The sequence below is a fragment of the Paenibacillus agilis genome (genome assembly GCF_007786455.1).
Classification (GTDB): domain Bacteria; phylum Bacillota; class Bacilli; order Paenibacillales; family Paenibacillaceae; genus Paenibacillus_B; species Paenibacillus_B agilis.
Window position 1 is genome coordinate 720,961 of the sequence record NZ_VNJK01000001.1, and the last position, 25,885, is coordinate 746,845.

General features: G+C 44.2%; 21 protein-coding genes and 1 other annotated feature. Of the genes, 19 read left to right on the forward strand and 2 right to left on the reverse strand.

What is annotated here, in order from left to right; genetic code table 11:
* Position 1 precedes the first annotated feature (1 nt).
* From FPZ44_RS03170 to FPZ44_RS03215, 10 genes are all read left to right on the forward strand, one after another.
* Positions 2-1,081 (forward strand): HAMP domain-containing sensor histidine kinase, encoded by a 1,080-nt coding sequence (locus FPZ44_RS03170; RefSeq protein ID WP_144987322.1) that lies wholly within the window; start codon positions 2-4, stop codon positions 1,079-1,081.
* Positions 1,050-1,694 (forward strand): response regulator, encoded by a 645-nt coding sequence (locus FPZ44_RS03175; RefSeq protein WP_144987324.1) that lies wholly within the window; start codon positions 1,050-1,052, stop codon positions 1,692-1,694. Before FPZ44_RS03170 ends, FPZ44_RS03175 begins: the two co-directional genes overlap by 32 nt.
* 302 nt (positions 1,695-1,996) lie before the next feature.
* A complete protein-coding gene (locus FPZ44_RS03180; RefSeq protein WP_144987326.1) occupies positions 1,997-3,619 on the forward strand; it encodes a S1C family serine protease in 1,623 nt (540 codons plus the stop codon).
* A 213-nt stretch (positions 3,620-3,832) separates the two neighbouring features.
* Positions 3,833-4,516 carry a response regulator transcription factor gene (locus tag FPZ44_RS03185; protein ID WP_028593010.1) on the forward strand — a complete coding sequence of 228 codons (684 nt, stop codon included), beginning with the start codon at positions 3,833-3,835 and terminating at the stop codon, positions 4,514-4,516.
* A gap of 3 nt (positions 4,517-4,519) precedes the next feature.
* The gene (locus FPZ44_RS03190) at positions 4,520-6,025 is read left to right on the forward strand and encodes a sensor histidine kinase (RefSeq protein ID WP_144987328.1); all 1,506 of its coding nucleotides are present in this window, start codon (positions 4,520-4,522) and stop codon (positions 6,023-6,025) included.
* A 71-nt stretch (positions 6,026-6,096) separates the two neighbouring features.
* Entirely contained in the window at positions 6,097-7,050 is a 954-nt protein-coding gene (locus FPZ44_RS03195; RefSeq protein ID WP_144987330.1) for a 4-hydroxy-3-methylbut-2-enyl diphosphate reductase, read from the forward strand.
* Between the two features lie 240 nt (positions 7,051-7,290).
* Positions 7,291-8,340: a 3-deoxy-7-phosphoheptulonate synthase gene (aroF, locus tag FPZ44_RS03200; RefSeq protein ID WP_144991657.1), complete on the forward strand. Its 1,050-nt coding sequence runs from the start codon at positions 7,291-7,293 to the stop codon at positions 8,338-8,340.
* Positions 8,341-8,677: 337 nt separating this feature from the next.
* Entirely contained in the window at positions 8,678-10,102 is a 1,425-nt protein-coding gene (gene glnA / locus FPZ44_RS03205; protein WP_144987332.1) for a type I glutamate--ammonia ligase, read from the forward strand.
* 328 nt (positions 10,103-10,430) lie between these two features.
* Positions 10,431-11,525 (forward strand): 3-phosphoserine/phosphohydroxythreonine transaminase, encoded by a 1,095-nt coding sequence (gene serC, locus FPZ44_RS03210; RefSeq protein ID WP_144987334.1) that lies wholly within the window; start codon positions 10,431-10,433, stop codon positions 11,523-11,525.
* Between the two features lie 344 nt (positions 11,526-11,869).
* Positions 11,870-14,326, forward strand: coding sequence for an S-layer homology domain-containing protein (locus FPZ44_RS03215; protein ID WP_144987336.1), 2,457 nt, complete (start codon positions 11,870-11,872; stop codon positions 14,324-14,326).
* A 307-nt stretch (positions 14,327-14,633) separates the two neighbouring features.
* Here the strand turns inward: FPZ44_RS03215 and FPZ44_RS03220 are convergent, their stop codons facing one another.
* Positions 14,634-15,815, reverse strand: coding sequence for an aminotransferase class I/II-fold pyridoxal phosphate-dependent enzyme (locus tag FPZ44_RS03220; protein WP_418789119.1), 1,182 nt, complete (start codon positions 15,813-15,815; stop codon positions 14,634-14,636).
* Positions 15,816-15,893: 78 nt separating this feature from the next.
* Positions 15,894-16,109 (reverse strand) — a binding site (T-box leader).
* A 323-nt stretch (positions 16,110-16,432) separates the two neighbouring features.
* On the opposite strand from FPZ44_RS03220, the gene FPZ44_RS03225 reads away from it, so the two are divergent.
* The 9 genes from FPZ44_RS03225 to FPZ44_RS03265 are packed head-to-tail and all read left to right on the forward strand — an operon-like array spanning position 16,433 to position 25,112.
* The gene (locus tag FPZ44_RS03225; RefSeq protein ID WP_144991659.1) at positions 16,433-17,005 is read left to right on the forward strand and encodes a type 2 periplasmic-binding domain-containing protein; all 573 of its coding nucleotides are present in this window, start codon (positions 16,433-16,435) and stop codon (positions 17,003-17,005) included.
* Positions 17,006-17,019: 14 nt separating this feature from the next.
* Positions 17,020-18,306, forward strand: coding sequence for a valine--pyruvate transaminase (locus FPZ44_RS03230; protein ID WP_144987338.1), 1,287 nt, complete (start codon positions 17,020-17,022; stop codon positions 18,304-18,306).
* Between the two features lie 54 nt (positions 18,307-18,360).
* The gene (locus FPZ44_RS03235) at positions 18,361-19,380 is read left to right on the forward strand and encodes an ABC transporter ATP-binding protein (protein ID WP_144987340.1); all 1,020 of its coding nucleotides are present in this window, start codon (positions 18,361-18,363) and stop codon (positions 19,378-19,380) included.
* Positions 19,352-20,146 (forward strand): ABC transporter permease, encoded by a 795-nt coding sequence (locus FPZ44_RS03240; RefSeq protein WP_186785894.1) that lies wholly within the window; start codon positions 19,352-19,354, stop codon positions 20,144-20,146. The genes FPZ44_RS03235 and FPZ44_RS03240 overlap by 29 nt, the downstream gene beginning before the upstream one ends.
* A 3-nt stretch (positions 20,147-20,149) precedes the next feature.
* The gene (locus FPZ44_RS03245) at positions 20,150-20,947 is read left to right on the forward strand and encodes an ABC transporter permease (RefSeq protein WP_144987343.1); all 798 of its coding nucleotides are present in this window, start codon (positions 20,150-20,152) and stop codon (positions 20,945-20,947) included.
* Positions 20,948-20,977: 30 nt separating this feature from the next.
* Positions 20,978-22,204 (forward strand): DUF6421 family protein, encoded by a 1,227-nt coding sequence (locus tag FPZ44_RS03250; protein WP_144987345.1) that lies wholly within the window; start codon positions 20,978-20,980, stop codon positions 22,202-22,204.
* Between the two features lie 46 nt (positions 22,205-22,250).
* Positions 22,251-22,514 (forward strand): acyl carrier protein, encoded by a 264-nt coding sequence (locus FPZ44_RS03255; protein ID WP_144987347.1) that lies wholly within the window; start codon positions 22,251-22,253, stop codon positions 22,512-22,514.
* Positions 22,515-22,534: 20 nt separating this feature from the next.
* On the forward strand, positions 22,535-23,497 hold the full coding sequence (locus FPZ44_RS03260; RefSeq protein ID WP_144987349.1) for a hypothetical protein: 963 nt from the start codon (positions 22,535-22,537) through the stop codon (positions 23,495-23,497).
* Between the two features lie 19 nt (positions 23,498-23,516).
* A complete protein-coding gene (locus tag FPZ44_RS03265; protein ID WP_144987351.1) occupies positions 23,517-25,112 on the forward strand; it encodes an amino acid adenylation domain-containing protein in 1,596 nt (531 codons plus the stop codon).
* Positions 25,113-25,147: 35 nt separating this feature from the next.
* Here FPZ44_RS03265 and loaP read toward each other — a convergent pair whose 3' ends face one another.
* Positions 25,148-25,690 carry an antiterminator LoaP gene (gene loaP / locus FPZ44_RS03270; RefSeq protein WP_186785895.1) on the reverse strand — a complete coding sequence of 181 codons (543 nt, stop codon included), beginning with the start codon at positions 25,688-25,690 and terminating at the stop codon, positions 25,148-25,150.
* Positions 25,691-25,885: the final 195 nt, after the last annotated feature.

A 25,885-nucleotide genomic window follows, 5' to 3' on the forward strand; every position in this document is an offset into this window, starting at 1 on the left:
CATGGGATATATACGCTTGTGGCGTGCCAATAATCTGAAATGGGAGCTGTTATGTTCATTTATCATTTCAGGAAGTATTATCGTTGCTAGCTTATGGCTTGCTTTTAGCTTTGGTGATGGGTGGTATACGGGATGGGTCCAGTGGCTGTTTGGTATCATGACGGTTCTTATCGTCTCATTAATAACAGGCTACATCACGGGATTAAGAATCCAACGCAAGCTCGATACGCTTAATGAAAGTATGATGCAGGTTGCCAAGGGGAATTGGTCGGTTCGAATTCAAGAAAATGAACATACATCGTTTGATTCGTTATACGAGCACTTCAATAGTATGATGCAAACAACGGAACAAAAATTAAAGCTGCTGCAAAAGCTGACCGAACAGCAAGTCATTGAACGAGAAATCTACAACGAACAGATCGTGCAAGAAGAAAGAAAGCGTTTGGCGCGTGATCTTCATGACTCGGTCAGCCAACAGTTGTTTGCGATTCATATGTCTTCCTCTTCATTGCCTAAAGTAATGGACCTAGATGAAGAGCGCGCTAAGCTTGTTGTAGCACAATTAATTGAAATGTCGCACAATGCCCAACGCCAAATGCGAGCCTTAATTGCGCAGCTCCGTCCGATTGAGTTGGATGGGCGTTCCTTGCAAGAAGCGCTAGGGATTTGGTTTCCTGACTATTGCCGCCAGAACGGCTTACAGGGCAAGATTGATATCCATGTTGAAAATGACCTGTCTGAAGCGAAGGAGCATCAATGCTTCTTGATGATTCAAGAAGCAATGGCGAACATTGTTAAGCATGCCAAAGCTGATCAGGTTACACTTAGTATGCAGGAGTCTGCGAATCGCATGTTATTGTCGATTGCGGATGATGGTGTAGGGTTCGATCGCAATAATAGGACTTCTTATGCTGGAAGTTATGGCTTAACAACAATGCAGGAACGTGCTGATAAGCTTGGCGGCCATATGGAGTTGATTAGCCAACCAGGTGCCGGCACGACAATTCGGGTATATATTCCACTGTTTGAAGCTGAGGGGATGAATCAGGATGAACAAGATGAAAGTCTTTCTTGTAGATGATCATGAAATGGTTCGACTAGGTTTAAAGACATACTTGATGCTTGATCCGGAGATTGATGTGCTGGGAGAGGCGAGTGGAGGGCAGGATGCATTGCATAAGCTCGAAGCGATGGAAGACAATCTCCCTGACGTTGTATTAATGGACTTGATGATGCCTGATATGGATGGAGTGGAAACGACGAGTAGATTGATCGCTCGTTATCCGCAGCTCCGAATTGTTATGTTAACGAGCTTTATGGAGGATGAACAAGTAGTATCTGCGATTCAAGCGGGTGCGGTTAGCTACGTATTAAAGACCATATCTGCTGAAGAGCTATGTTATGCGATTCGCGGTGCTTATCGAGGCATGCCTGTAATGAGCGGAGAAGTATCTCAGGCGCTGACTCGTGGTCTGCGTAAGCGGGCTGCAGAGCCGGAGCGTGATGGATTGACTGAGAGAGAAAAGGAAGTGCTCCTGCTTATTGCAGATGGGAAAACAAACAAAGATATTGCAGATGAACTGCATATTAGTATAAAGACGGTAAAAACACATGTTTCGAATCTATTAATGAAATGTGAGCTGCAGGATCGAACGCAGTTAGCTGTGTTTGCGCATCGCAAAGGATGGGCATAGTAAAAGTTAATATTTAATTTTACATAATAACGCTCTGCTTATACGTTTTTATATGTTGAAAATGTTTATATCTATGTTGTACATATCGTAGTTATTCGCCTATTCGCATGCCGTCGAATGGGCTATTGTTATGTAAATATTTAAAAAAAGAATGCTAATATCGGTTTTATTTTGTTTTATAATTTTTTTAAGGTGTGCTTAAGGTTACTAGTCCATTATAACTACATAAGGTATTGAGCTTCCCAATGATAAAGGGAACATGGAAACGACACAGTAACACTAACAGTAATGGAGGAGATCACATGAGCGATCAACGTAATTCTTTTTCTCATCCCGACAAGGATTCTTATACAGGACCTCAATCTGAGGCAAATCATGCAGGTCATGAACAAGCAGCTTCTAAGGAACAGGATAATAAGCAACCTTACTATTATGCTTACGGGCCATACCAATCATCGCGAAGTGAGCAAGACTCGACAGTATCACGTGATTCATACGGTAATTCGAGTGATGTGCCAGTTACCCCACCTCAAGCAATTAAACCGATGCCATTCTCGAGTGCAACGCATAATGGACCTACGTTTGCAGGAGGATCTTCCTCAAATGGAGGTGGCAACTTCAAAGACGGTGAACGCGCTAATCAGCAATGGCAGTTCCAGCAGAAGCCGGAACGTCGTCGTACCTCATTCCGTACGGTGGTTGCGTCCTTTATGGCAGGGGTCATTGCAATCGGTGGTCTAATGGGAGCATCTGATTATTACAACTGGTTCACAGGTGACGGTGCGATTCTGTCAGGTGTAACTGAACGAACAGAAGCAGCTCAGCAAGTAGTAGACAAGCGTCCTGCACCTTTCCCAGAGGGAACAGCGAATGTATCTGATGTTGTAAAGATGGCAAGTCCAGCGGTAGTGAAAATTGAAACATTCGGCTCACCTAGTAGTACGGGGGGGAGAAATTCATGGATGGATGATCCATTCTTCCGACAGTTTTTCGGAGGCAATCCTGAGAGCCAGCACAGTGACACGCCATCCGAAAAATCTCTTCAGCCGTTAGGTCTTGGTACAGGCTTTATTTTTGAAAAAGATGGCTTTATTTTAACAAACCATCACGTAATCGATGGTGCTGAAATGGTACGAGTTAATATAGAAGGCTATACAAAGCCGTTTACAGCTCAAGTACTTGGCAAGAGCCGTGATCTTGACTTGGCTGTATTGAAAATTGAAGGAGACGCTGACTTCCCGACAATCAAGCTTGGTAACTCCGATACAACGGAAGTAGGAGAGCAGTTGGTTGCAATTGGTAACCCGTCTGGATTCGATCACACGGTGACAACGGGCGTATTGAGTGCTCGAGAACGTTCGATTACCGTGAATGATAACGGTCAGCCGCGCACCTATGAACATTTGCTTCAAACGGATGCATCCATTAACCCAGGTAACTCTGGCGGTCCGCTCTTGAATATGAAGGGTGAAGTTATTGGGATGAACGTAGCGGTAAGTAAAGAAGCGCAAGGTATCGGCTTCGCCATTCCTGCTAATGTCATCTTGAATGTTGTAGAGCCTTTGAAACAGAATAAAGAAATTCCAAAAGAGCCGGTTCCATTTATCGGAACGAACTTGATTACGATGACGGAAGAATATGCGAAAAACATCGGTATCGAAAATACTCCTGGTGCATTAGTGTATACAGTTGTGTACGGCTCGCCGGCTTATGATGCAGAATTGCGTGCTTATGACGTCATTACAGCTATTGACGGTAAGGAGATAGCGACGAGGGAAGAATTAAGTGAACAGATTCTAACAAAAAAAGTAGGCGATACGGTTAAACTTGAAGTTGTTCGTAAAGGCAAGAAAACAAATGTGGACGTGAAGATTGGCGATAAGAACAAATTCCAACAGGCGACACAAGAACAGCCTCAGCCTTAAATCGAAAACGTTAGTTATAAGGATATATGGAGAGAAGAAAGCGAGGTGATATGAAGCGTATCCTTCGCTTTCTTTTCGCTTGTCCATACGTCATGGTACAATGTAAGTCTGACCTATGGTGTAGAGCAAGACGTAGATATAATACGTATGAGTCAGTTAACTCAACGTTGGAGCTATTCATAAACGTTAAGGATGAAAGGGAGAATATTTCATATGAGGCCTTATATTTTAATTGTAGATGATGATGAAAAAATAACGTCGATGTTGAGACGTGGTCTTGTGTTCGATGGTTATGAGGTGCAGACAGCACCAAACGGTGCGGAGGGCTTGCGACAAGTGATTATTCGAGAGCCTGACCTTGTAATTCTTGATGTAATGATGCCGGAAGTCGATGGCTGGGAAGTGTGTCGACGGTTACGTGAGGCGGAGATCAGTGTCCCTGTCCTGATGCTAACAGCGAAAGATGAAGTGCAGGATCGAGTGAAAGGCTTGGATACGGGAGCAGATGATTATCTCGTGAAGCCGTTTGCGTTGGAAGAACTGCTGGCTCGTGTGCGTGCGCTACTGCGTCGTCGTCCAGAGCAAGAAGGCGGAGGACATCGCTTGACGTTCGAAGATCTCTTGCTGGATCTACATACTCGTGAAGTGAAGCGGGATGGCAAGCCAGTAGAACTGACTGCAAAAGAGTTCGAACTGCTGCATCTATTTATGCAGAATCCGAAGCGAGTACTTCCGAGAGATGTCATTATGGAAAAAATTTGGGGATATGATTATAGCGGAGAATCAAATGTGCTTGAGGTGTATATTGCGATGCTGCGTCAAAAGACGGAAGAGCATGGCGATAAGCGCCTCATTCAAACGATTCGCGGTACTGGTTACGTATTGAGAGGAGACTAGTGAATGTCGATTCGCCTTAGGCTTACAGTATGGTATTCTGCATTGTTGGCATTTACGTTGTTTGTGTTCGGCATTTCGATATATGCTTTTGTTGACTATAACATGTACAGTGATATCAAAAACAGGCTTAAGCATCAAATGAGTCAAATAAGAGTTGAAACGAAAGTAGACCTGAACGGAAAGATGTATATCGGACTTACCCAATCGCTTGGCTCGAGTAATTCTTTTGAAGAGCTGTACATTCAAATTTATAATTATACAAGTAATGAATATGGGTTCTCTGAAAATCTTCAAGATTTGCGAATGAAGTTTCCATTCCCTGCTTCGCCGAAAGATGTAGTAGAGGGATTTAAACGGTTAAATGTAAGTGGAAATGAGTTCTACGTATATCAAAAGCCGATTGACATGAATGGGGAAGTCGTTGCGCTTATTCAAGTAGGGGCCTATACCGGCGATCATGCTGCCTTCTTCAAGCTACTTCGTACGATTCTTATTTTTGCGTCGATGGTGACAGTCGTTATAGCATTCTCACTTGGGTTGTTCTTAGCGCAGAAGTCATTGCGTCCCATCGAAAATATCATTCGGGCGACGAATCGTGTACAGAAGGGGGCGGATCTAAGCGTCCGTATTCCACGTGAAGGTCCTCCGGAAGACGAGATTGGCCAGCTAACAGAAACGATTAATAGCATGTTAGGTCGAATGGAGACCTTTTATAATGAACTGGATGATGCTTATCGTGCGCAGCGTAGGTTCGTATCGGATGCATCGCATGAGCTAAGAACGCCGCTTACTACGATTCGAGGCAATGTAGATTTGTTAGAGAAAATGCGGTCAACGAAAAATACGAATGAATTGCTATTGTCGAAAGATGAACGTGAGCAAATGTCTGAGGAAGCATTGCGCGACATTGGGGATGAAGCGCGGCGCATGAGTAATCTTGTAAACGATATGCTCTCTCTAGCACGTGCGGATGCAGGTTACAAGGTGGAGAAAGAAGTCGTTGAAGTGAAGGGGCTCATCGAAGAAGTCGTACGTAGGGCTCAATTCCTGCCAAGAACATCGGACTGGATTTTTGAAGAAAACGAAGAGTTGTCTAATAAGTTTGTTCGTGGCAATAAAGACTATTTGCAGCAAATGCTATTCATTTTTATTGAGAATGCCTTTAAATACACGCCTTCCGGTAGTGTGGAATTGATAGCAGTTGTTCAGGACGATCAATTGGGCTTGCGTATCAAGGACAGTGGTATCGGCATGGATGAGCATGAAGTGCCACATATTTTTGAGCGTTTCTATCGTGCTGATGTATCTCGTGGCATTACATCGGGAACGGGGCTAGGTTTATCGATTGCCAAATGGATTATTGATGAGCATGGTGGCTCTGTTGAGGTTATGACGCAGCCTGGAGAAGGTACTACATTTATTGTTTGGCTGCCGCTTGTTCATATTCCTGATGAATGGATCAAGGAACCGACGGAAGTGGGCAACGTAGAAAGCGATGAAGGACATTAGGGCGTATTTCCGCTATAATGGAGTGAAAGGCTCCTTTGAGAGGAGATTCACATAGAAAGCTGGTGAAGAAAATGAAAGTTCATAAGATTACACCGCGGGGATATTGTTATGGCGTTGTAGATGCGATGGTTATCGCTCAGCAGACAGCTCGTAATTTGGATTTACCCCGTCCTATATATATACTCGGTATGATCGTTCATAATAGCCATGTTACAAATGCATTCGAAGATGCTGGTATTATTACGTTGGATGGCGAGAATCGCTTGGACATTCTAGACCAAGTTGAGTCCGGGACGATTATTTTCACTGCGCATGGTGTATCCCCTGAAGTACGCCGCAGAGCGCGTGAGAAAGGGTTGACGACAGTAGATGCTACTTGTCCGGATGTAACCCGTACGCATACTTTGATTCAGGAAATGACGGAACAGGGTTATGAAGTCATTTATATCGGGAAGAAAGGGCATCCTGAGCCAGAAGGCGCTATCGGTGTTGCTCCTGATCACGTTCATCTTATCGAGAAAGAAGAAGAAATTGATCAACTGACGATCAAAGCCGAACGCATCATTATTACGAATCAGACGACGATGAGCCAATGGGATATTAAGCATATTATGAATAAGCTTATACAGCGCTATCCGCATGCGGAAATTCATAATGAAATTTGCATGGCAACACAAGTTCGTCAGCAGGCTGTAGCTGATCAGGCATCAGAATGTGATCTTGTAATCGTTGTGGGCGATCCACGCAGCAATAACTCTAATCGTCTTGCGCAGGTGTCCGAAGAAATTGCGGGTACGCGTGCATATCGGATTTCGGACTTGTCTGAGTTTGAGCGTGAATGGCTGGAAGGGGTAGAGGTCGTAGGAGTAACGTCCGGTGCGTCCACTCCAACTCCGATTACGAAAGAAGTCGTGGCTTATTTAGAGCAGTACGACAAAGATGATGAATCTACATGGCCGCTTGAGCGTACGGTAAATATGCAGAAGCTTCTTCCGCCCGTGCGTACGAAGTCCATTAATAAATAGTTGAAAAAGCAGTTGAAACAACGAACTGAAAAATAGAAAGACCGTACGATAATCGTCTTAGAATTTATTCTAAGGCGGTTATTTTATATTTGGATAATAATTTGACAACAATGTGAATTGGTGGTTTTACCCTTGACGAAAATGGAATATCAAGATAGACTATCTTTAACGGATAAAAGCGTAGACGCGAACAAGCGTTTAAGTATGGAAGAAAATAACGTAGAATCGAAGGTGAACCCCATGATCGTTGTTGTATCCAATCGTACTTCAGATGAACGAATAGAAGAGATTATCACATTTATTGAAGGCAAAGGACTGCAAGCTCATTTGTCGCGAGGCACAGAGCAAACCGTGATCGGACTCGTAGGTGGAGTAGATCCGAAGACAGCAGAACAATTGCGTCAGATGAAAGGTGTAGAGCAAGTCGTGAAGATTACAAAGTCATACAAGATGGCAAGCAGAGACTTCCATCCAGCAGACACAGTTATTGAAATTGGCGATGTGCGCATCGGAGGCGGGGAGCTTGTCGTAATGGGCGGCCCATGCGCGGTTGAGTCTCCAGAACAGATTGATGAGATTGCTCGTCTCGTAAAGGCTGCGGGTGGTCAAGTGCTTCGCGGGGGTGCATTTAAACCACGCACAGGTCCATACAGCTTCCAAGGCATTGGTGTGGAAGGGTTGGAGATGATGGCGGAAGCGGGCAAGAAACATGGTTTGCTTACTATTACTGAAGTTATGTCACCCGAATATGTAGATGTTTGCGCGCAATATGCTGATATTTTGCAAGTCGGAACGCGCAATATGCAGAACTTCGATTTGCTGCGCAAGCTTGGCGAATGCAATCGCGCTGTACTATTGAAGAGAGGTTTCAGTGCAACTTACGATGAGTGGCTGAATGCGGCGGAATACATCTTGGCGGGTGGAAATCCGAACGTTATGCTGTGCGAGCGTGGTATTCGTACATTCGAATCTTATACTCGTAATACATTGGACCTAGCTGCCATTCCTGTCATGAAACAGCTGACTCATTTACCAATTATCTCTGATCCGAGCCATGGTACTGGTCGTCGCGAGTTGGTGGAACCTATGACGAAGGCGTCTGTGGCAGCTGGAGCAGACGGTCTTATTATCGAAATGCACACAGATCCTGATAACTCGATGACGGGTGACGGTGTTCAATCGTTGTTCCCGGATCAGTTTGCTCGCTTGCTTCGTGAGTTGGAGCAGCTTGCTCCATTGTGTGGAACTACATTTAATACACAGAAGCAAGAAGCTGCTTACTTCGCGTAGAATGAACGGTTTGTGTGATAATCGTTTGGTACTCGGTGTATGATACGGAATTTAATAACTAAAGAATGACTAAAAACGACCTGTAAATGGGTCGTTTTTTTGTTTAGTAAGGATGTGGAATGAAGGAAATCGAAGCTGTTTACAAGGTGAAATTGTACGACGGTTAAATACTTCCTGAATAAGGGTGTTAGGAAACCTCACACAAAATAAAAAAATACCTGACATGAGTATTGACGGACGATATTCTGAGGTTCTATAATAACTTCAATATCAAAAAACGAAGTGAACAATCAGATGCAAATAACTTATTAATGTTCGGAATTGGGGAGGAATTAAGATGTCAGTCAACCGTGTATTGGAATTAATGAAGGAAAAAGCTATTGAGTTTGTAGATTTCCGTTTTGTAGACTTAAGTGGTCGTGCACACCATATTAGCTTGCCTGCAACAGAAGTAGAAGCTGAAACGTTCGTAAATGGTGTTGCTTTTGATGGTTCTTCTATTCCAGGCTTCCGCGGTATCGAGGAATCCGATATGGTTATGATGCCTGATACAAATAGCTGTTATGTTGATCCATTTACTTCTCATGCCACACTAATCATTATGTGTAACATTCATACGCCAGATGGCGAGCGTTACGATCGTGATCCGCGCAGTATTGCTGAGAAAGCAGAGCAATTTTTACAAACAGCTGGTGTTGGTACTGCAGCTTACTTCGCTCCTGAGTCCGAGTTCTTTATTTTCGATGATGTGCGCTACGAGACTTCTATGAACAGCTCTTCGTTCTTTGTTGATTCCGAAGAAGCTGCATGGAACACGAACCGTAAGGAAGAGGGCGGTAACCTTGGCTTCAAAATTCCTACAAAAGGCGGTTACGTGCCTGTAGCTCCAGTTGATACACAACAAGATTTGCGCAGTGAAATTTGCCGCTTGCTGCAAGATGCTGGCCTTCGTGTTGAGCGTCATCACCATGAGGTGGCAACAGCAGGTCAAGGCGAGATTAACTTCCGCTTCGATACATTAAGAAAAACAGCTGATAACTTGTTGACATACAAATACATCGTTCACAATACTGCTCGTCAATTCGGCAAAGTAGCAACATTTATGCCTAAGCCGTTGTTCGGTGATAACGGTAGCGGTATGCACGTTCACCAATCGATCTTCGATGGTGATACACCGTTGTTCTATGAAAAAGGCGGCTATGCAAACCTGAGCGAAATGGCATTGCACTATATCGGCGGTATTTTGCATCATGCACCAGCATTACTTGCAATCACGAATCCATCGACGAACTCCTTTAAGCGTCTTGTTCCTGGATATGAAGCGCCAGTTAACTTGGTATTCTCCAAAGGTAACCGTTCTGCTGCGATCCGTATTCCAGTTGCAGCGGTAACGCCAAAAGGCTGTCGCATCGAGTTCCGTACGCCTGACTCTACAGCTAACCCATACTTGGCATTCGCAGCTATGTTGATGGCTGGCTTGGATGGAATTAAGCGCAAGTTGGACCCGCGTGCACTTGGCTATGGTCCATTTGATAAAAACATTTACGAATTGTCTGATGCGGAGAAGCATGAGATTCGCAGCGTACCAGGTACAATGGAAGAAGCGCTTGCGGCACTTGAAGCTGATCACGAGTTCTTGCTCGATGGTGGCGTATTCTCCAAAGACTTCATAAATAACTACATTAACTTCAAGCGTGGTGAAGCGAAGTCAGTCGCGATTCGTATTCATCCGCAAGAGTACAGCCTATACTTTGACTGCTAATAAAAGGTGGAATTGCTTAATACAAAGCTTGCATATTTTTCGTAGCTGCAATCATTCGTAGTAGTTTTCAAAACGTACACAAATACCCCTCTTTGAGAGAAAACGCCATTCGTAGCGACAATCTCGGAGAGGGGTTCTTTTATTTCGGAAATAAGTGATGTGTGGGGTGGACTCGAAGAAAACCATTCGTGAATTATGTTTATAACCGAACAATATTGATATGGATTCAAACTATATTTCGTAAAATATGTGGTTGAAGGAGATGTCATTACCTGATATCATTACAATAATATTTCGGAAGCCATAATGGGAAAAAGGTGGGGTACATATGGAACAACGTCAACGAGCTTACAACTTCAATGCTGGACCAGCAGCGTTGCCGCTTGAAGTGCTGGAGCGTGCGCAATCGGAATTCGTCGAGTTTGCTGGGACAGGTATGTCGATTATGGAAATGTCACATCGCGGTGGTGTATATGAAGGTGTACACAATGAAGCGAAGTCCCTCATGAAGGAACTACTTAACATTCCAGCAGGATATGACGTGCTGTTCATGCAAGGTGGAGCAAGTACTCAATTTGCGATGATTCCACTTAATTTGCTCGCCCCAGGCAAGGTCGGTGCATATGTGAATACCGGAAGCTGGGCTACGAAGGCGATTCAAGAAGCACAGCTAGTGGGGGAAATACAAGTTGTTGCGTCATCCGAAGCGGACAAATTTATGAGCATACCATCCTTATCTGATCTACAATTGCCTGAACAAGCCGCGTATTTGCATCTGACATCGAACGAAACGATAGAAGGTACTCAGTTCCACGCTTACCCTGATACAGGTAATGTGCCTCTTATCGTAGATATGTCCAGTGATATTTTGTGTCGCCCAATTGATGTATCTCAGTTCGGCATGATTTATGCTGGTGCACAGAAAAATCTTGGTCCATCTGGCGTTACCGTTGTCATTGCTAAGGAAGAGCTCATTGCCACTAGTCCAAAGACGATACCGACAATGATGCGTTACAGCACAGCTTACAAAAACAACTCGTTATACAACACGCCTCCATCTTTCTCTATTTATATGGTGAAGCTTGTATTGGAATGGATTAAAGAGCAAGGCGGCCTGAGTGCGCTTCAAGTAGCCAATGAGTATAAAGCTCAACTTCTTTATAATGCAATTGATAACAGTGACGGATTCTATCGTGGTTGTGCAGAGCAAAATAGCCGCTCAATTATGAATGTAACATTCCGTCTGGCAACCGAAGAATTGGAGAAGGCGTTTGCTGCTCAAGCGGAACAAGCTGGCTTCATAGGGTTGAAAGGTCATCGCAGTGTAGGTGGGCTTCGAGCCTCTATTTATAACGCGGTTCCACGCTCTAGCTGTGAGGCTTTAGTACAGTTTATGGAAGACTTTAGACTTAAAAACGGATAATTTTTACTCATACTTGCAACTAAATGGAAGAAATCTGCGTCTTATAGTTAGACGTCGGATTTCTTCTTTTTTATTTTTGTTTCGTTTTTCTGTAAAAGGTGTAAAAAATGGATGAGAATCTAGCAAGGAACACAAAAAGTTTCCATGAATTTGGATAATGAGAGAAACTTTATATGAAAACATGAATATAAACATTTTGAGGTATATTTTGGAATCGTGGAAAAGCCTTCATTTTGAGCACTTTTACATCTAGATTGTGGCTGATTCACTACTAGGATCGTTGGGAGCTTATTTTTTTGCAAATAAGTTATCCATAAATAACAATCGTGGAGGGAAAAGGTTTCATGAAGAAGAAAATCGTAAGTACAGCTTTAGCTGCGAGCTTAGTTGTTGGCTCACTCGCAGGTATTCCTGTGAATGCTATGTCAACAGCGGAGGCGCTTAGCAAGATTCAAGCTACGCAAGCGTCCAAGTCGCCAATTATTTGGTTGGAAAATAAATCAAAGCAAATTCACGGTGCATTGAACGATAAAGAGCGTTCGGTTGTGCGTGCCACATATGAAAGTGTGAGCACAGTTACGTATTCGACGTATGGATCGGTTGTTGATCCGATCTGGAATAGCATCCCGACTGAATATAAGAAAGATGCTGTTACAAAAGAAAATGTTTTCGGCATCTACAAGCAGTTGAAGTTGTTTGCGCTTGGTGACGCACAGGCTTTGGGTGCTTTGAGTACTACATATGACAAAGTGTTGCAGCAAGCAGCCAAAGACGCAGGTCTAGCAAATGGATTGACGAAAGCAGATTACGAGGATCTGGCAGCGAAAGTTAAGGGGAACTTCTTAAAAGAGTTCCAAGGTAAAGACTTCGCAGTATTGCTGAGCAATCCAGCAGAAATCGGGAAGAGTTTCAATACGAAGCTGCAGAAAGTAGTTCAATCCGCAATTGCGGAGTCTGATAAATTCAGTGCGATCGCGGAAACTTACAAGTTCGATTGGAGCGCTGTAAACGAAGCAGATAAGCAATTGGCTTCTAAAGTGTCCACTTATAACGAAGCTATTGAATCATTGGCTGTGGCAGCAGTGCGGGCACATGCGAACCTAATTGGAAATGATACAAAAGAAGGCACGAATGTTGTGCTAAGTGTATATGGGGCTGTATACGGAAGTGTTACGGAAAGTGTATATACAAATGTGTATAGCACCGTGTCTCAAGTCACGTATTCGGATTACAACCGCTATATTGAATTGAAGCTTGAGAATAACAGTACTGGTGTTAAGTTAGAGAACGGTACACTGAAGACGACGGATAAGAAAGACGGGGTTGCATACGTAACAGCTTATATTAGAAAAGCTGGTACTGCATTCTCTGGGGATGAAGTTCTATTTAGTAATGTGAGCATCCCTGTTCGTTATATTGCACCTGGTTCTAACAATAATAACGGTGGTGGATTCTACCCTGGCGGACCTGGCGGCGGTGGAGGCAGCATTTCTGATGGTGTCCTCATTGATTACAACAACTATTTCAAAGAGCTTGAGAAGCAATTGGCTGCACTTAAATCACGTCTTGCTAGCGCTGTCTCTACAGAAGAGAAAAATCGCGTGCTAGATGAATTGAACGCACTGTTGAATAAATCATTTGCTGAAGTAACGAAGCTTAATGTGAAGCGCTTTGTTGTTGTAAAAGACGGTGTGGCAACACTGAAGCTGACGGACAGCGATCTGAAGAGCTACGTAAATGAGGTAGAAACACAGTTCAAGAAGTGGGCTGGATTGTTCAAAAATGTGAAGTCCGATATTACGATTCCAGCATTCGCACTTACTCTAGATGCAGGCACTCATGATGTGAAGAAGTATCATGTATCTTTAAGTAAAGCATTGCAAGAACTCTTCAAGTCTAAGCAAGCAGCAGATGTATCCGTATTGACAAACGGCTTGCGTACGACTTTACATGTTGCTTCTCTACAAGAAGATGTAGAATGGAAAACGACATCGAGACAAGAAACTCGCTTCAATAACAGCCCGATTGTTGCTTCCGATGTATACAAATACGAGTTTGTTTTGAAAGATGGTAAACAGCTTCCAAGCGGCGCTGTAAAAGCAACACTTCCATTGAGCTCATCTTTCAAGCTGCCTAGCCGTGCATTGGTTGTAGCAGCTGCGGGTAGTACTGCAGTGAAGCCTGTTAATGGCAATTATGAATATGCGATTAAGAATGGCAATGAAGAGCTTGCGATTACAGGACGCAGTGTATCTTACAACGATATTAGCAAAGTCCGTGCATGGGCTGGTCCAAAAATCGACTTTATCTCTGCATTGGGCATTATGGAAGGTGTAGGCAGCAATCGCTTCGCACCTAAAGCGCAGACAACGCGTGGTGAAGTGGCGAAAATGTTCGTACTTGGTTTTGACCTGAAGGAGAAAGAAGGTTCTAAAACATTTACGGATGTAAGCAGTTCGAAATGGTATGCGAAGTATATTCGTGCAGCAGCAGATCAAGGTATTTTGAGTGGATATCCGGGTGGTACATTCAAGCCGGAAGCTAAAATTAGCCGTGCAGAGTTCGCAGCCACTGCAGTGCGTTTATTGCAACAGAAGCATGGTTGGAAAGATGTAGCGGATCCAGATCAAGTACTGAAGCAGTTCAAAGATTACAAGTCGATCCATCCTTCTCTCAAAGCAGACGTTGCACTAGCGGTTGAGAAAGGCATTCTCGTGGGCGACAAAGGCAAGTTGAAACCAAATGACTCTACGAATCGTGCGGAGTCCGCAGTTATTTTGTATCGTTTATTGAATAAATAAAATTTTTGAAGAGGCTACCTCTCTGTCTGTATAGATGGAGAGGTAGTTTTTTTCGCAATTTAGCAAGGTGAGCAGCAAGAAGTAGATGTCACGAATGCAGATGGACAAGTTTCTAGCATTGTGGAGAAGGTCAAGTATGATTCAGTAACAGGACGTTTGCTTTCCTACACAGACGCAAACAGCCCAATGGATAATATGCATATGATCCATTGGGGCGCAAAGTAAAAGAAACACATGGTATATATAAATATTATTGAGTAGGGTTGCCGGAGCGTTGATTATACCAGACTAGCAATATGATGGTCCCCTAGAGGACCGTCTTCAAAAACTTTCCGATTCGATCCAGTGCTTCCACGAGATTTTCCGTTGAAGAGGCATAAGATATACGGATGTGTCCCTCGCCGCTTGCCCCTAGCGCATTGCCTGGCACAACGGCAACTTTAGCTTCTCTTAATACCCGCTCTGCAAACTGTTCGGAGGAAAGGCCCGTGTGGGAAATAGAAGGGAAAGCGTAGAACGCTCCTTTTGGTTCAAAGCATGGTAGCCCAATGTCGGACAAGCCTTTGACTACCAACCTTCTGCGTTGATTGTAGGAGTTGACCATCGATATAATATCTTCTTGACCTCGTCTAAGCGCATCAATGGCTGCTTTTTGGGCCATAATCGGCGCACACAGCATCGTATATTGATGGATCTTGGTCATGGCAGCAATTACCTCGCGGTTGCCGCACACATAGCCGAGCCTCCAACCGGTCATGGCATACCCTTTGGAGAAGCCATTAAGCAGAATGGTATGATCCTTCATATCGGGAAGCGTTGCAAAACATGTATGGGTACCTTCATAAGTCAGCTTATCGTATACTTCGTCGGAAAGCACAATCAGACCATGCCGCTTTACAACGGCAGCAATTCGCTCAAGCTCGGCTTTCCCCATAATCGCTCCAGTCGGATTGTTAGGATAGTTGATAATGATTGCTTTGGTACGCGGAGTAATCGCCGCTTCTACCTGCTCTGCTGTGAGTTGGAAATGCTGTTCTGCCGTTGTGCGAATCGGCACGGGCACGCCACCCGCCATAATGGTGCAGGAAGCATATGATACGTAGCACGGCTCTGGGATAAGTACTTCATCACTAGGGCATATGATGGCGCGCAGCGCCAGATCCAACGCTTCACTAGTACCAACCGTGACCAATACCTCATCTCGCGGTTCGTAGTGAACGCTGTATTGATTCTGTAGATGGGCAGCAATCTCTTCACGAAGCTCCAGCAGACCTGCATTCGCAGTATACATGGTGTACCCTTTCTCCAGCGAATAACAAGCTGATTCTCGAATCAGCCGAGGCGTAACAAAGTCCGGCTCGCCCACACCAAGCGAGATGATGCCTGTAACCTCTGTAGCCAGATCGAAGAAACGACGGATGCCAGAGGGCGGCAAATCCAGAATAACAGGCGATATCAAAGCATTCCATTTTAATGACAAGTGAACCACCAACCTTCTCCATAATAGAATTAACGAAGTTTTTTACCGCACTAAAGACCCAGAGACAACAAAAAAGCCCTCATCCCTAAAAGGGACGAGAGCATGCTCACGCGGTACCACCCTAGTTGGCTGACAGATACAGCCCACCTCGATCCCGATAACGGCGGGCAGCCGGCAATCTCCTACTCAAGTTCAGAGTGCAACTCAGGGAGGGCTTTCAGTAAGGGGGATTCCCGGGCTCTCACTATCACCGGTCGCTTTGCAATCGACAGCCTTACTTACTTTTCCCATCAACGTTCATATCGGTTATAAGTTGAGGAAAAATATATCACGAAAAGATTTGTATTGTCAATCTTTACTATTCAAGTAAAGTGTGATAGATTTCTAGTAATATTTGATTATGTGACTAAAAAATGCTATTTAATTAATTGCATAATTATTTTATATCATTAATAAATAAACGTTTGCTAAGACATACTTTGGCGAGGAATCTTAGCAAACGTCTGGTTACGACCTATTGATTTAACAAAAAAAGATCATAAATCTATTATACGGGTATGCATATTTTTTGTAAATCAATGGGTTATACCTCTACTCTTGACTTAGAAAGTGAGGTTACCTTGTCTATGGCGTATGCGCTGCACAACATTACCCATTCGTCTGTTCTGAATAGTATTCATACCATCTGCACACTAGGACCTGAGCATACAAATTGTGAGCTTGCTGCAAGAACCTGGTTTGATCGGATGGGAAAGTCAGGTACCATATTATTATATCCAACTTTGGAAGAGGCGATTGTCGATGTAAGGGGTCAACCAGGAACAGCCCTGCTGGGATGCGTGGTGTATCCCGATTTGCACAAGATCGTATTTTCCAACTTGGATAAGCTTGCGTTAGTAGACTGCTTTATTATGCCCACTTACAAGATGGTTCTTGCCTCCAATTCGAGCAGCCTGCACCAAAACCCTTTAATAGCTTCTCATCCCGCCCCTTCAGGACTTGCCGCACAGCACACTACCAATATTCGCCTCGTTCCGAGCAATGCTCAAGCCGCGATTGATTGCGCAGCAGGGGTTTCAGATGCCTGCATTACGACCATTTCAGCAGCAGAACGACAAGGTTTACACATCATGCATGATTACGGCGAAATACCCATGGGATTTACGATACATGCCCATACGACGACAGAACATGGGTAAATGGGAGGTTCACGATGTCCAACGTACAACTGAGCAAAACAGGACTAAAAATGTCAGAACTAACAGGCGTTCGTTCGATCATGAAAGATATCAAGGAGACAAATGAAACGGACAAGCCAAGAGATTATGTCAACGTTAGCGCAGGCAATCCGTTAGTATTGCCTGAGGTTGAGGCGTTATGGCGCAAATATGCACATGAATTGCTTGATGGTCAGGAATTCGGTGAAATTATCGGTCGTTATGGCTCCAGCCAAGGGTATGAACCGTTCATTGATGCCATTGTACACTGGTTTAATGCGGAATACGGCTGGAACTTAACGAAGCATAATGTGCTCGTTACGCCAGGTAGTCAGTCGTTGTACTTTATGGCGGCCAATGCTTTCAGCGGACCTGATGAAGCAGGCAACCAGCGTTCTCTGGTTCTGCCATTATGTCCTGACTACACAGGCTATGGCGGCGTAGTGTTGTCCAAGGACGTGTTGAAGACGTATAAGCCAACGCTTGATATTAAAGCGAGGCATCGTTTTAAGTATCGGCCGGATATTGAAAAGCTGACAATTGATAAGAGCGTAGGTGCCGTCTTGTTCTCCCGTCCCTGCAATCCAAGCGGCAACTTAATGACGGAGCAGGAAGTGGATCGGATTGTAGCGATGTGCGCGGAACAGGATGTGCCGGTCATTATCGACTCGGCTTATGCGCCACCATTTCCGGACATGGTATTTACCGATATGACTCCGGTATGGGGAGAGAACGTGATCCATTGTGTCAGCTTGTCGAAAGTAGGGCTTCCAGGTGAGCGGATTGGCGTAGCGATTGCAAGCGAGAAGTACATTCAATTGCTGGAAGCGTTCCAGTCGAACATGAATATTCATTCTTCACGATTCGGTCAGGCGCTAGCAGCCAGAGCTATCATGTCGGGTGAACTGGCAGAAGTGTCTACGAACGTCATTAAGACGTTCTACCATAAGCGTTTCCTGATTTGGGAATCGGCGTTAGATCGCCTGATGCCGGACGATGTGCCTTGGCATCTACATGTAGGAGAGGGATCGATCTTTGCATGGATGTGGTTTAAAGATTTGCCAATAAGCGATGCGGAACTATATGTGGAGCTTAAGCAAGAAGGCATGATCGTGGTTCCAGGTTCTACGTTCTTCAGCGGGCTTAACGAACCCTGGAGCCATATCAAGGAGTGCATTCGAATCAGTTTGACGGCAAGTGAAGAGGAATTAGAACGAGGTGTGGCTATCCTGGCTAAAGTCATTGCTCGTGTATATCAACGGGCCGGTATTACAACCAGATAACACATTAAGAGAGATTGTCCAGACAGAACACGATGGATAGAAAGGGGTAAAGCCTTGGCATTTATCACAGTGGATTCTGTGTCGAAGGAGTTTAAGGTAGAAGTGAAGCAGCGAGGTGTCATAGGGAAGCTGCGCAGTCTTGTTCGTCCACATATCGTTACCCGTCAGGCCGTTCGTCATATTTCTTTCTCTGTGGAGGAGGGGGAGATTATTGGATATTTGGGTCCGAATGGTGCCGGCAAATCGACGATGATCAAGATGCTCTGTGGTATCATGCATCCAAGCTCCGGCCATATTCAGGTTAATGGCTGCATCCCCTACAAGGAACGTCGCAAGTTCTCCATGACGATTGGAGTTGTTTTTGGGCAAAGGAGTCAATTGTGGTGGGATTTGCCTGCGATTGACTCCTTGGAGCTTTACAAAGACATCTATAAAGTATCTTCGACGAGCTACAAGCGAAGTCTCAACGAGTTTAACGAATTGTTAGACTTGCACGAGTTTGCACATACACCTGTACGTCAGCTAAGTTTAGGCCAGCGTATGCGAATGGAGCTTGCGGCCGCTATGTTGCATCACCCCCAAATCTTGTTTTTGGATGAACCCACTATAGGTCTTGACATTATGGTGAAGGAAAAGATTAGGGACTTTATTCTGCAATGGAACAAGCAGCGCAAGACGACGGTTATTTTGACGACACATGACGTAATTGACATCGAGCGGCTGTGCAATCGTATTTTGATTATTAACAGCGGCGAGATGGCGTTTGACGGCTCAGCGAAAGAATTGGAGCAGTTGTACACCAAGGAAAAGCAAATCATTGTTACGTTTAAGGAAGCAATTGATTGGCTGCCGCCGCTGCTGCATGCGACAGTGCAGTGGAGGGAAGGCAACCAGATATGTTTTGCAGTGGAACGCAGCGAGGACGTGCAGGAAGTGATCAAGCGTATCGTTAACAGCTATGAGGTTACTGATATTCAGATCCGCGGAGCAGATTTGGAAAGTATCATCAAGCAAGTGTATCAAACGGGAAAAAGGGATGACGTCCATGAAGTCGTATATTCGCATTTTTCATAAAACGATCTCTACCTCTTTTGTGTACAGATCTAATTTTTATATGCCAATGTTGGCGTACTTCGTGTTTGTGTTTCTTCAGTTTTCACTTTGGTCGGCTGTATTTGCCGTAAATGAACCAAAGGGTACCACGATGTCGCAGATGATGACCTATATTTTTATCGGCATGATGATCCGTTTTCTTACTACAGCTTCTGCTTCCGACCAACTGTCCCAGGAGATCAGGGAGGGGAAGATTGAGCTTATGCTGATTAGGCCTTATAACTTGTTTTTGTTTTTTCTTGCGAAGCAGTTGGCACAGATCGTGGTCGATTTTATAACGAAAGGCCTTCCTTTGTTAGGCATCAGTCTCTTGTTTTTATCTCCTTTCATACAGATTCCCTATAATCTATCTAACTGGCTATACTTTGGCTTCTGCTGTATGAATGCGGTGTTAATCGCTTTTTGTATGGACTATATCATTGGACTTATGGCCTTTTGGATAATCGAAACTTGGCAGCTTCGATTTCTTGTTCAGGACATTGGTAATGTATTTTCCGGCGTGTTTATTCCACTGTGGTTTTTCTCGGATACCTTTCTTTGGATAGCTAATTTACTCCCATATCCTTACTTATACTTCTATCCCATTAACGTGCTGCTAGGTAATGTGGATCATGCAAGCTTTCTGCCGCAAGCCTTAATCGGTCTTTCTTGGAGTATCGGTCTTGTAGGCGTCATTATGATAATGTGGCACTTTTGTAAATCCCGGATTGTCATTCAAGGAGGGTAAGCCGTGATTCGCGATTATGCAGCATTGTATTGCAAATTTATTGTGAAATATGCAAAAGCCAAGCTGGAATACAAAATTCCACTTACGTTAGATATTATAGCAAACGTCATAAATTCACTTAGCTTTGTATCTGTGGTTTATTTTTTAATGAACCACTTTAGTACGCTTGATGATTGGCGGTTAAACGAGGTTATGTTGATGTTTGGCTTTGGATTGTTATCCTGGGGATTGGCTGGCATGCTGTTCTGGGCTCCAGTCATGCAATTGGAGCAACTGATCATCACAGGGCAGTTTGACCATTTTCTATTAAAGCCGCTGCATCCATTACTCCACTTAATGTTTCGTCACTTTCAGCATACGTTTCTCGGCCAGACCCTAGTAGGCATTGGGCTGCTGTCCTACTCCTTGCAGCACCTTTCTGCGTGGTTGTCACCTTCGTTTATCCTCAATGGCATTTATCTGTTATTTAACTCTGTACTTGTACAATCCGCCATCTTGATCACACTTAGCTCACTGAATTTTTATGTCAAAAAGCCGCTCGTATTTTCGATGATGGTTGTGGTTGATCTGCAAGTGATTTCACGCTACCCTATTTCGATCTATCATCAAGGATTGCAATTTATCGTCAGTTTTGTTGTTCCATATATTTTTGTTTCCTATTATCCGGTTGTCATCTTGATGCGAGGCGTTAGCAGTGAGGCGCTGTTGTGGGTGACGTATGTGGTCGGTCCGCTGCTGGTTGGGTTAGCTTGTTTATTATTTCATTACGGTGTCAGACGTTATGATGGGGCGGGCAGTTAGTTGCCGCATATATTGATGGAGGTGTGAACCATGTTATTAACAACAATAGAGCCCGCGCAATATGTAAGGACGCATATTGTGCCTATTGTGAATGAATTCCGCAAGCTGCAGCAGACAGATGGCCGTGTTCAGGCGAATTTTGAGAAAGCGGATGAATGGTTGGATAAGCTCCTACCGTCAGTGCGCCATGTATATGAGATTCTGTTGATGCCAGAGATGGCAGAGGCTTTTGAGGCCGATATTGCTGAATGGCGGCAAAACGGGCTTGATTCGGTTCCTTATTTTGATCATACACTTAAATGCTTTATACCACCTGTTCCACAAGCCTTTTCTTTTATTATCGCGCCTCTAGTAGCGACAAATGGGCCCGCACCCAAAGGACATTTTCTCGAATGCTTTCTTGTGCTGCGTGAGGAACCCATGGAATTGGAAGGTGTGTCGGCGATGCTCCCGCATCCAAAGAATGGATGCCAGTCTTGTCGACTGATTACGGGCTCTAAAGGAATTATGATGGGCAACTGCATCGTGTTTTTCCCGGAAAATATTAAAGCCAAGGAAAAGGTGGAGAGTCAATCATTCGCCATGTTTTTCTTTAACAAATTCCAGCTGATTTACTTGACGGAAACGTTCCCGCGTGTAATGCAGTTGTTTGGTACAGGTTGGGTGTCTGATGCGCTTTCTACTGAATCGGTGTATCGTGCCCGGTCCGTATGGGGATATTTACACGATTATTACCATCATAATGGACCACGTCCGTTTGATACCAACTTACAGGTGAAGCTGAACTTTTTTGTTGGCATTTTAGAAGAAATTAAAGTGGATTGTCAGTCAGTCGTAGCTGCTTGCGAATTGAATGTGCCATTTGGCAGAGAGATTGCGGAGTATATATTGTTTGAGCGGATGCTTCGTTATCCGAATCAGCCGGATGCCAAGACGAACTTTGATGCGGGGACAGGGTTGTTTTTATTTGAATGGTTAATTCAAAATGGTTCCTGCTTTGAGATTCCTGAGCAAGGATTGCGTTTAAGTCTGGAACAATGTGTAGAGGATATTAAGCGGCTAATAAGTGAAGTAGAGGAAATCGAACGTATCGAGGATGATGAGCAATTTAAGGTAGAAGCCAAACGTTACGTAAGGCGGTATTTGCCTGAGGGTATTGGCAAGGAGAAGTTCGCAATACCGGACAGGTACGCCCGCTACATTGGTCATGCATTCGGGGAACCCAAACTGCTTGACTTTTCTCAATTGCCGTATTAACGAATGATAGAGTATTACCATTAAGCAGGTTTGGGGGGATTACTTAATGAACCTTGCGAATGAGATCAGACAGATTGTACAGAAAATTCTAGCAATAGATTCGGATTCGCACACGCCGGATCAGGATGCCGCACTTAAACAGTACGGGATGGATTCTGTTGCTATGATTCGGTTGGCGGTTGCTGTGGAGAAGCATTTTGGTGTGAAGTTTAAAGGCAGGGACCTGCTAGAACGCAACTTTACTTCTATTGACGAGATTATGAAGCTATTGTCAAACAAGCAGCAGGGGACTATTAGAGTACCAGAATAAAATGGAACGAGGGGATCTAATTGAGCAGCAGCTTGTTGAAGGCAGTCGAGCATGCAGGTAAATATTTCAACTGTTGGAAATACGAAATGAGCGGCTATTTGAATGGTAGAGGGCTGCCTGTCGATTATTTATTTTACAATGCGTTAGAAAGCTCGGATCAAGTGTTTGCCCAAATTATACAGCTTAAGAAAAACCGATGGGTATATGAAACAGCTTGCTTGCGTGACGAAGCACAGTTACACCTAATTGGCGTTAGCCTAGTGCGAAAACGATTTGAAACGTTCGATCAACTCGCTGCACTTGTTCCGGAGGTAACGGATCAATCGAGTTCGATCCTGCTGCTGATGGATTCTTTCTATGTTCCACACAGTGAACATTACCAGACCGCTCATCACCCTCATTCTTACGTCATTACTTCTTATCAGTCTGACGAATTGCTGAAAGAGACGATCTATAACTTGGTGGATATTGTCATAGATGATTATAAGGACTTTCCGTACGCTGCGTCTGACTTGAAGCTAATGTACGAGAGCAGCCTGCCAACGCATCGAGCGATAGCTTATTTTGATATTAAATCGGACAGTCGCCTTCAGAAGGAACGAATATTGGACGGATATCATCGTCATCTGAGGCAGTACAGCGACAACTACGTTCTGCATGATCAAGTGATCGCTGGCATTGATAGCTTCGATGGCTTCACGGATCAGCAGGAAAGGCTGTATCACTTGGAAATGGCGTACACCTTCATGGCAGGATCTCGTTATATGTATGCTAGATTCCTGAAGATCATGGGATTCCAAGCAGCAAGTGAGTCTTACTATGAAGCTGGCGAGCAAGCTGAAAGCTTATCGAATATGTACAGGCGATACGGACTAATTGGCGAAGTCGACAGTGAAGAATTGGTAGAGGAATGCAAACGGATGAAAGAGATGGAGCAGGAAGCGTTGTATGCTGTACGTCAACAAGCAATGGTATCTGGATAGGTGAGAGGAGAGTTATTATATGAAGATTAGTCAATTAAAGCCATGCTGTATAGGACAGCGTTTATTTGAGTTGGCTTCTAGGCTGCCGGATCAAGCTGCTATAGTACATGATGAAACAAGCTTAACATACATGCAGCTTAACTACTGGAGTGAGCAATTTGCAAGACGCTTGGTCAGCATGGGCATGAAGCAGGGTGAACGAGTATGTGTAATGACGTACAAAGATGTGCGTTTGATGATTGCGATTTATGGTTGCTTTAAGGCAGGTGCCGTCTTCGTTCCGCTTGATCCAGGCAATCCCGATGCGCGCATCAAGTATATTCTTGACAGTGCTGAGCCTTGTGCTGTAGTTGCACCTGAAGAGGCTAGTGAGCGTATAGCCAATCTGATGCCTGAATTGAAGCATATCCCGTCTGAAGAGCTGCTCTCTTATTCGAATCCAGAACCATGGAGTGCTCAGACGCATATGAGCCAGGATATTGAATTGCCAGCCGTAAGTCTGGATGCTCCTGCATATTGTATGTTCACCTCTGGATCAACAGGGTCGCCTAAAGGTGTTGTCATTCGACACGACAGTTTAGTTGCATTCTTTGAAGCAGCTAATGAGCATATGAGCTTAAACGAGGGTTCCAAATGTTTGAACTTGGCACCATTTTTCTTTGATGCTGTAGTTGTGGATACTTTCTATCCCTTGTACCGGGGGGCCACTGTTTATTTATATGATGGCTTGATTCTGCCAACATCGGTAATGGGAATCGTGGAAGAAGAGGGAATCACACAATTTACGGCGGTGGCTCCGATATTAACGATGATTGCGGATAGTGGCACGATGGACGATTACAATTTGAGTAGTGTTAAGACAATATGGACAGGGGCAGATGTATTAAATGTCAAAGCCACACAGCAGTGGTTAAGCCGAATTCCCGGCCTTAAAATCGTAAATGGATATGGACCGACGGAAGCAACCTGTGCGTGCTTGGCGTATCCTATTACGGAGTTGGAGCCGGATCGAGTAGAGCCTTATCCGATCGGGAAGCCATTAGCCGGCATTGATATCCGCATCGTGAACGAGCAGTTGCAGCCTCTCCCTTATGGAGAGGCTGGAGAATTGCTTGTAAGCGGCATTCAGATTTTAGATGAGTATTGGGGCAACGTGGAGGAGACCCGAAAGCGAATCGTGACGATGTCGGGTACGCAGTATTATCGAACGGGAGACATTTGTTATCTCGATCATGGTGGGGATGTTCATTTCATAGGCAGAGCCGATGATGAGATCAAAATATTGGGACGTCGAATGAATCTGAATGAGATTAGACAAGCTTTGTTTGCTCAGTCAATTGTATCGGACGCGACAATATTCGTAGTGGAAGATACCATCCAAGGCAAGCTTCTGGTAGTAGCTGTTGAAGTAGATGTCCCCCTGACGGAAGCTGCGGGCGAAGAGATATTGGTGAGTATGGAGAACCAGCTTCCGTCCTATATGGTACCGAGTCGACTCGTATTAACGAAGCAGCTGCCGAAGCTGCCTTCAGACAAAACGGACAAGCAGAAGTTAATCCGGTTCGTACAGTCCTTGAAGATTAACAACAGAGGTATCCTAATCTATGAGGAATGAGATGAATGAGAGCAGTATGATCGGGTCAGTTCATTTCACGAACGAGGTGGATGCATAATATGGACGCCCACTGCAATAGATCTAGGCTCACCAAGAAAAGGTAGTTGAAGTGTGGCCCGATTTTTGTGGCGGTCTACTTTTGTGATCAAATTTTCCATCCCATGCAGGGGACCAGCGACGACATGAATACTCGAATTGGAAAGTAGTTTTAAGGTGGAATACTCAAGGATTTCTGTGCTATCAAGCAATTTCAGTAAGGGTTCGATTTCACCGTCATGGATAGAGGAAAGATGAAAGGATTCAGGGGTGTACTCGTTCTTTCGACCGTTCGTTAATATGCGCAAAACATGAGGTATGCGTCTTAATGAGTGGTAGCGATCAGCATTCATTTTCGTCTGGATGAGTACGTACCCGGGAAACATCTTTCTGATCACATGCTGAATGTGACCCATCTTCTTTTCAGGAATTTTACGTTTGGGTACTAATGAAAGCAGGATGGAGTCATCAAACTGCTGTTTAAGCGATCGCTGGACTGTTTCTTCTTGACCTGTCTCTACAAAAAGGGCGTACCAGTGCAATGGAATCATTCCTTATTAGTGGATTGGTTTACTTGGAAATATTATATATTGTAAAAAATGAAAAAAAAGTCGAATTATAGATTAATAAAAATAAATTGACATTATTTTTGTTATTCGATACGATAATCGTGTATTTTGGTATAGGTGAAAGATTAGGTGTACGAAAGCGTGCAAGATTATGCTTATAGGGATTAA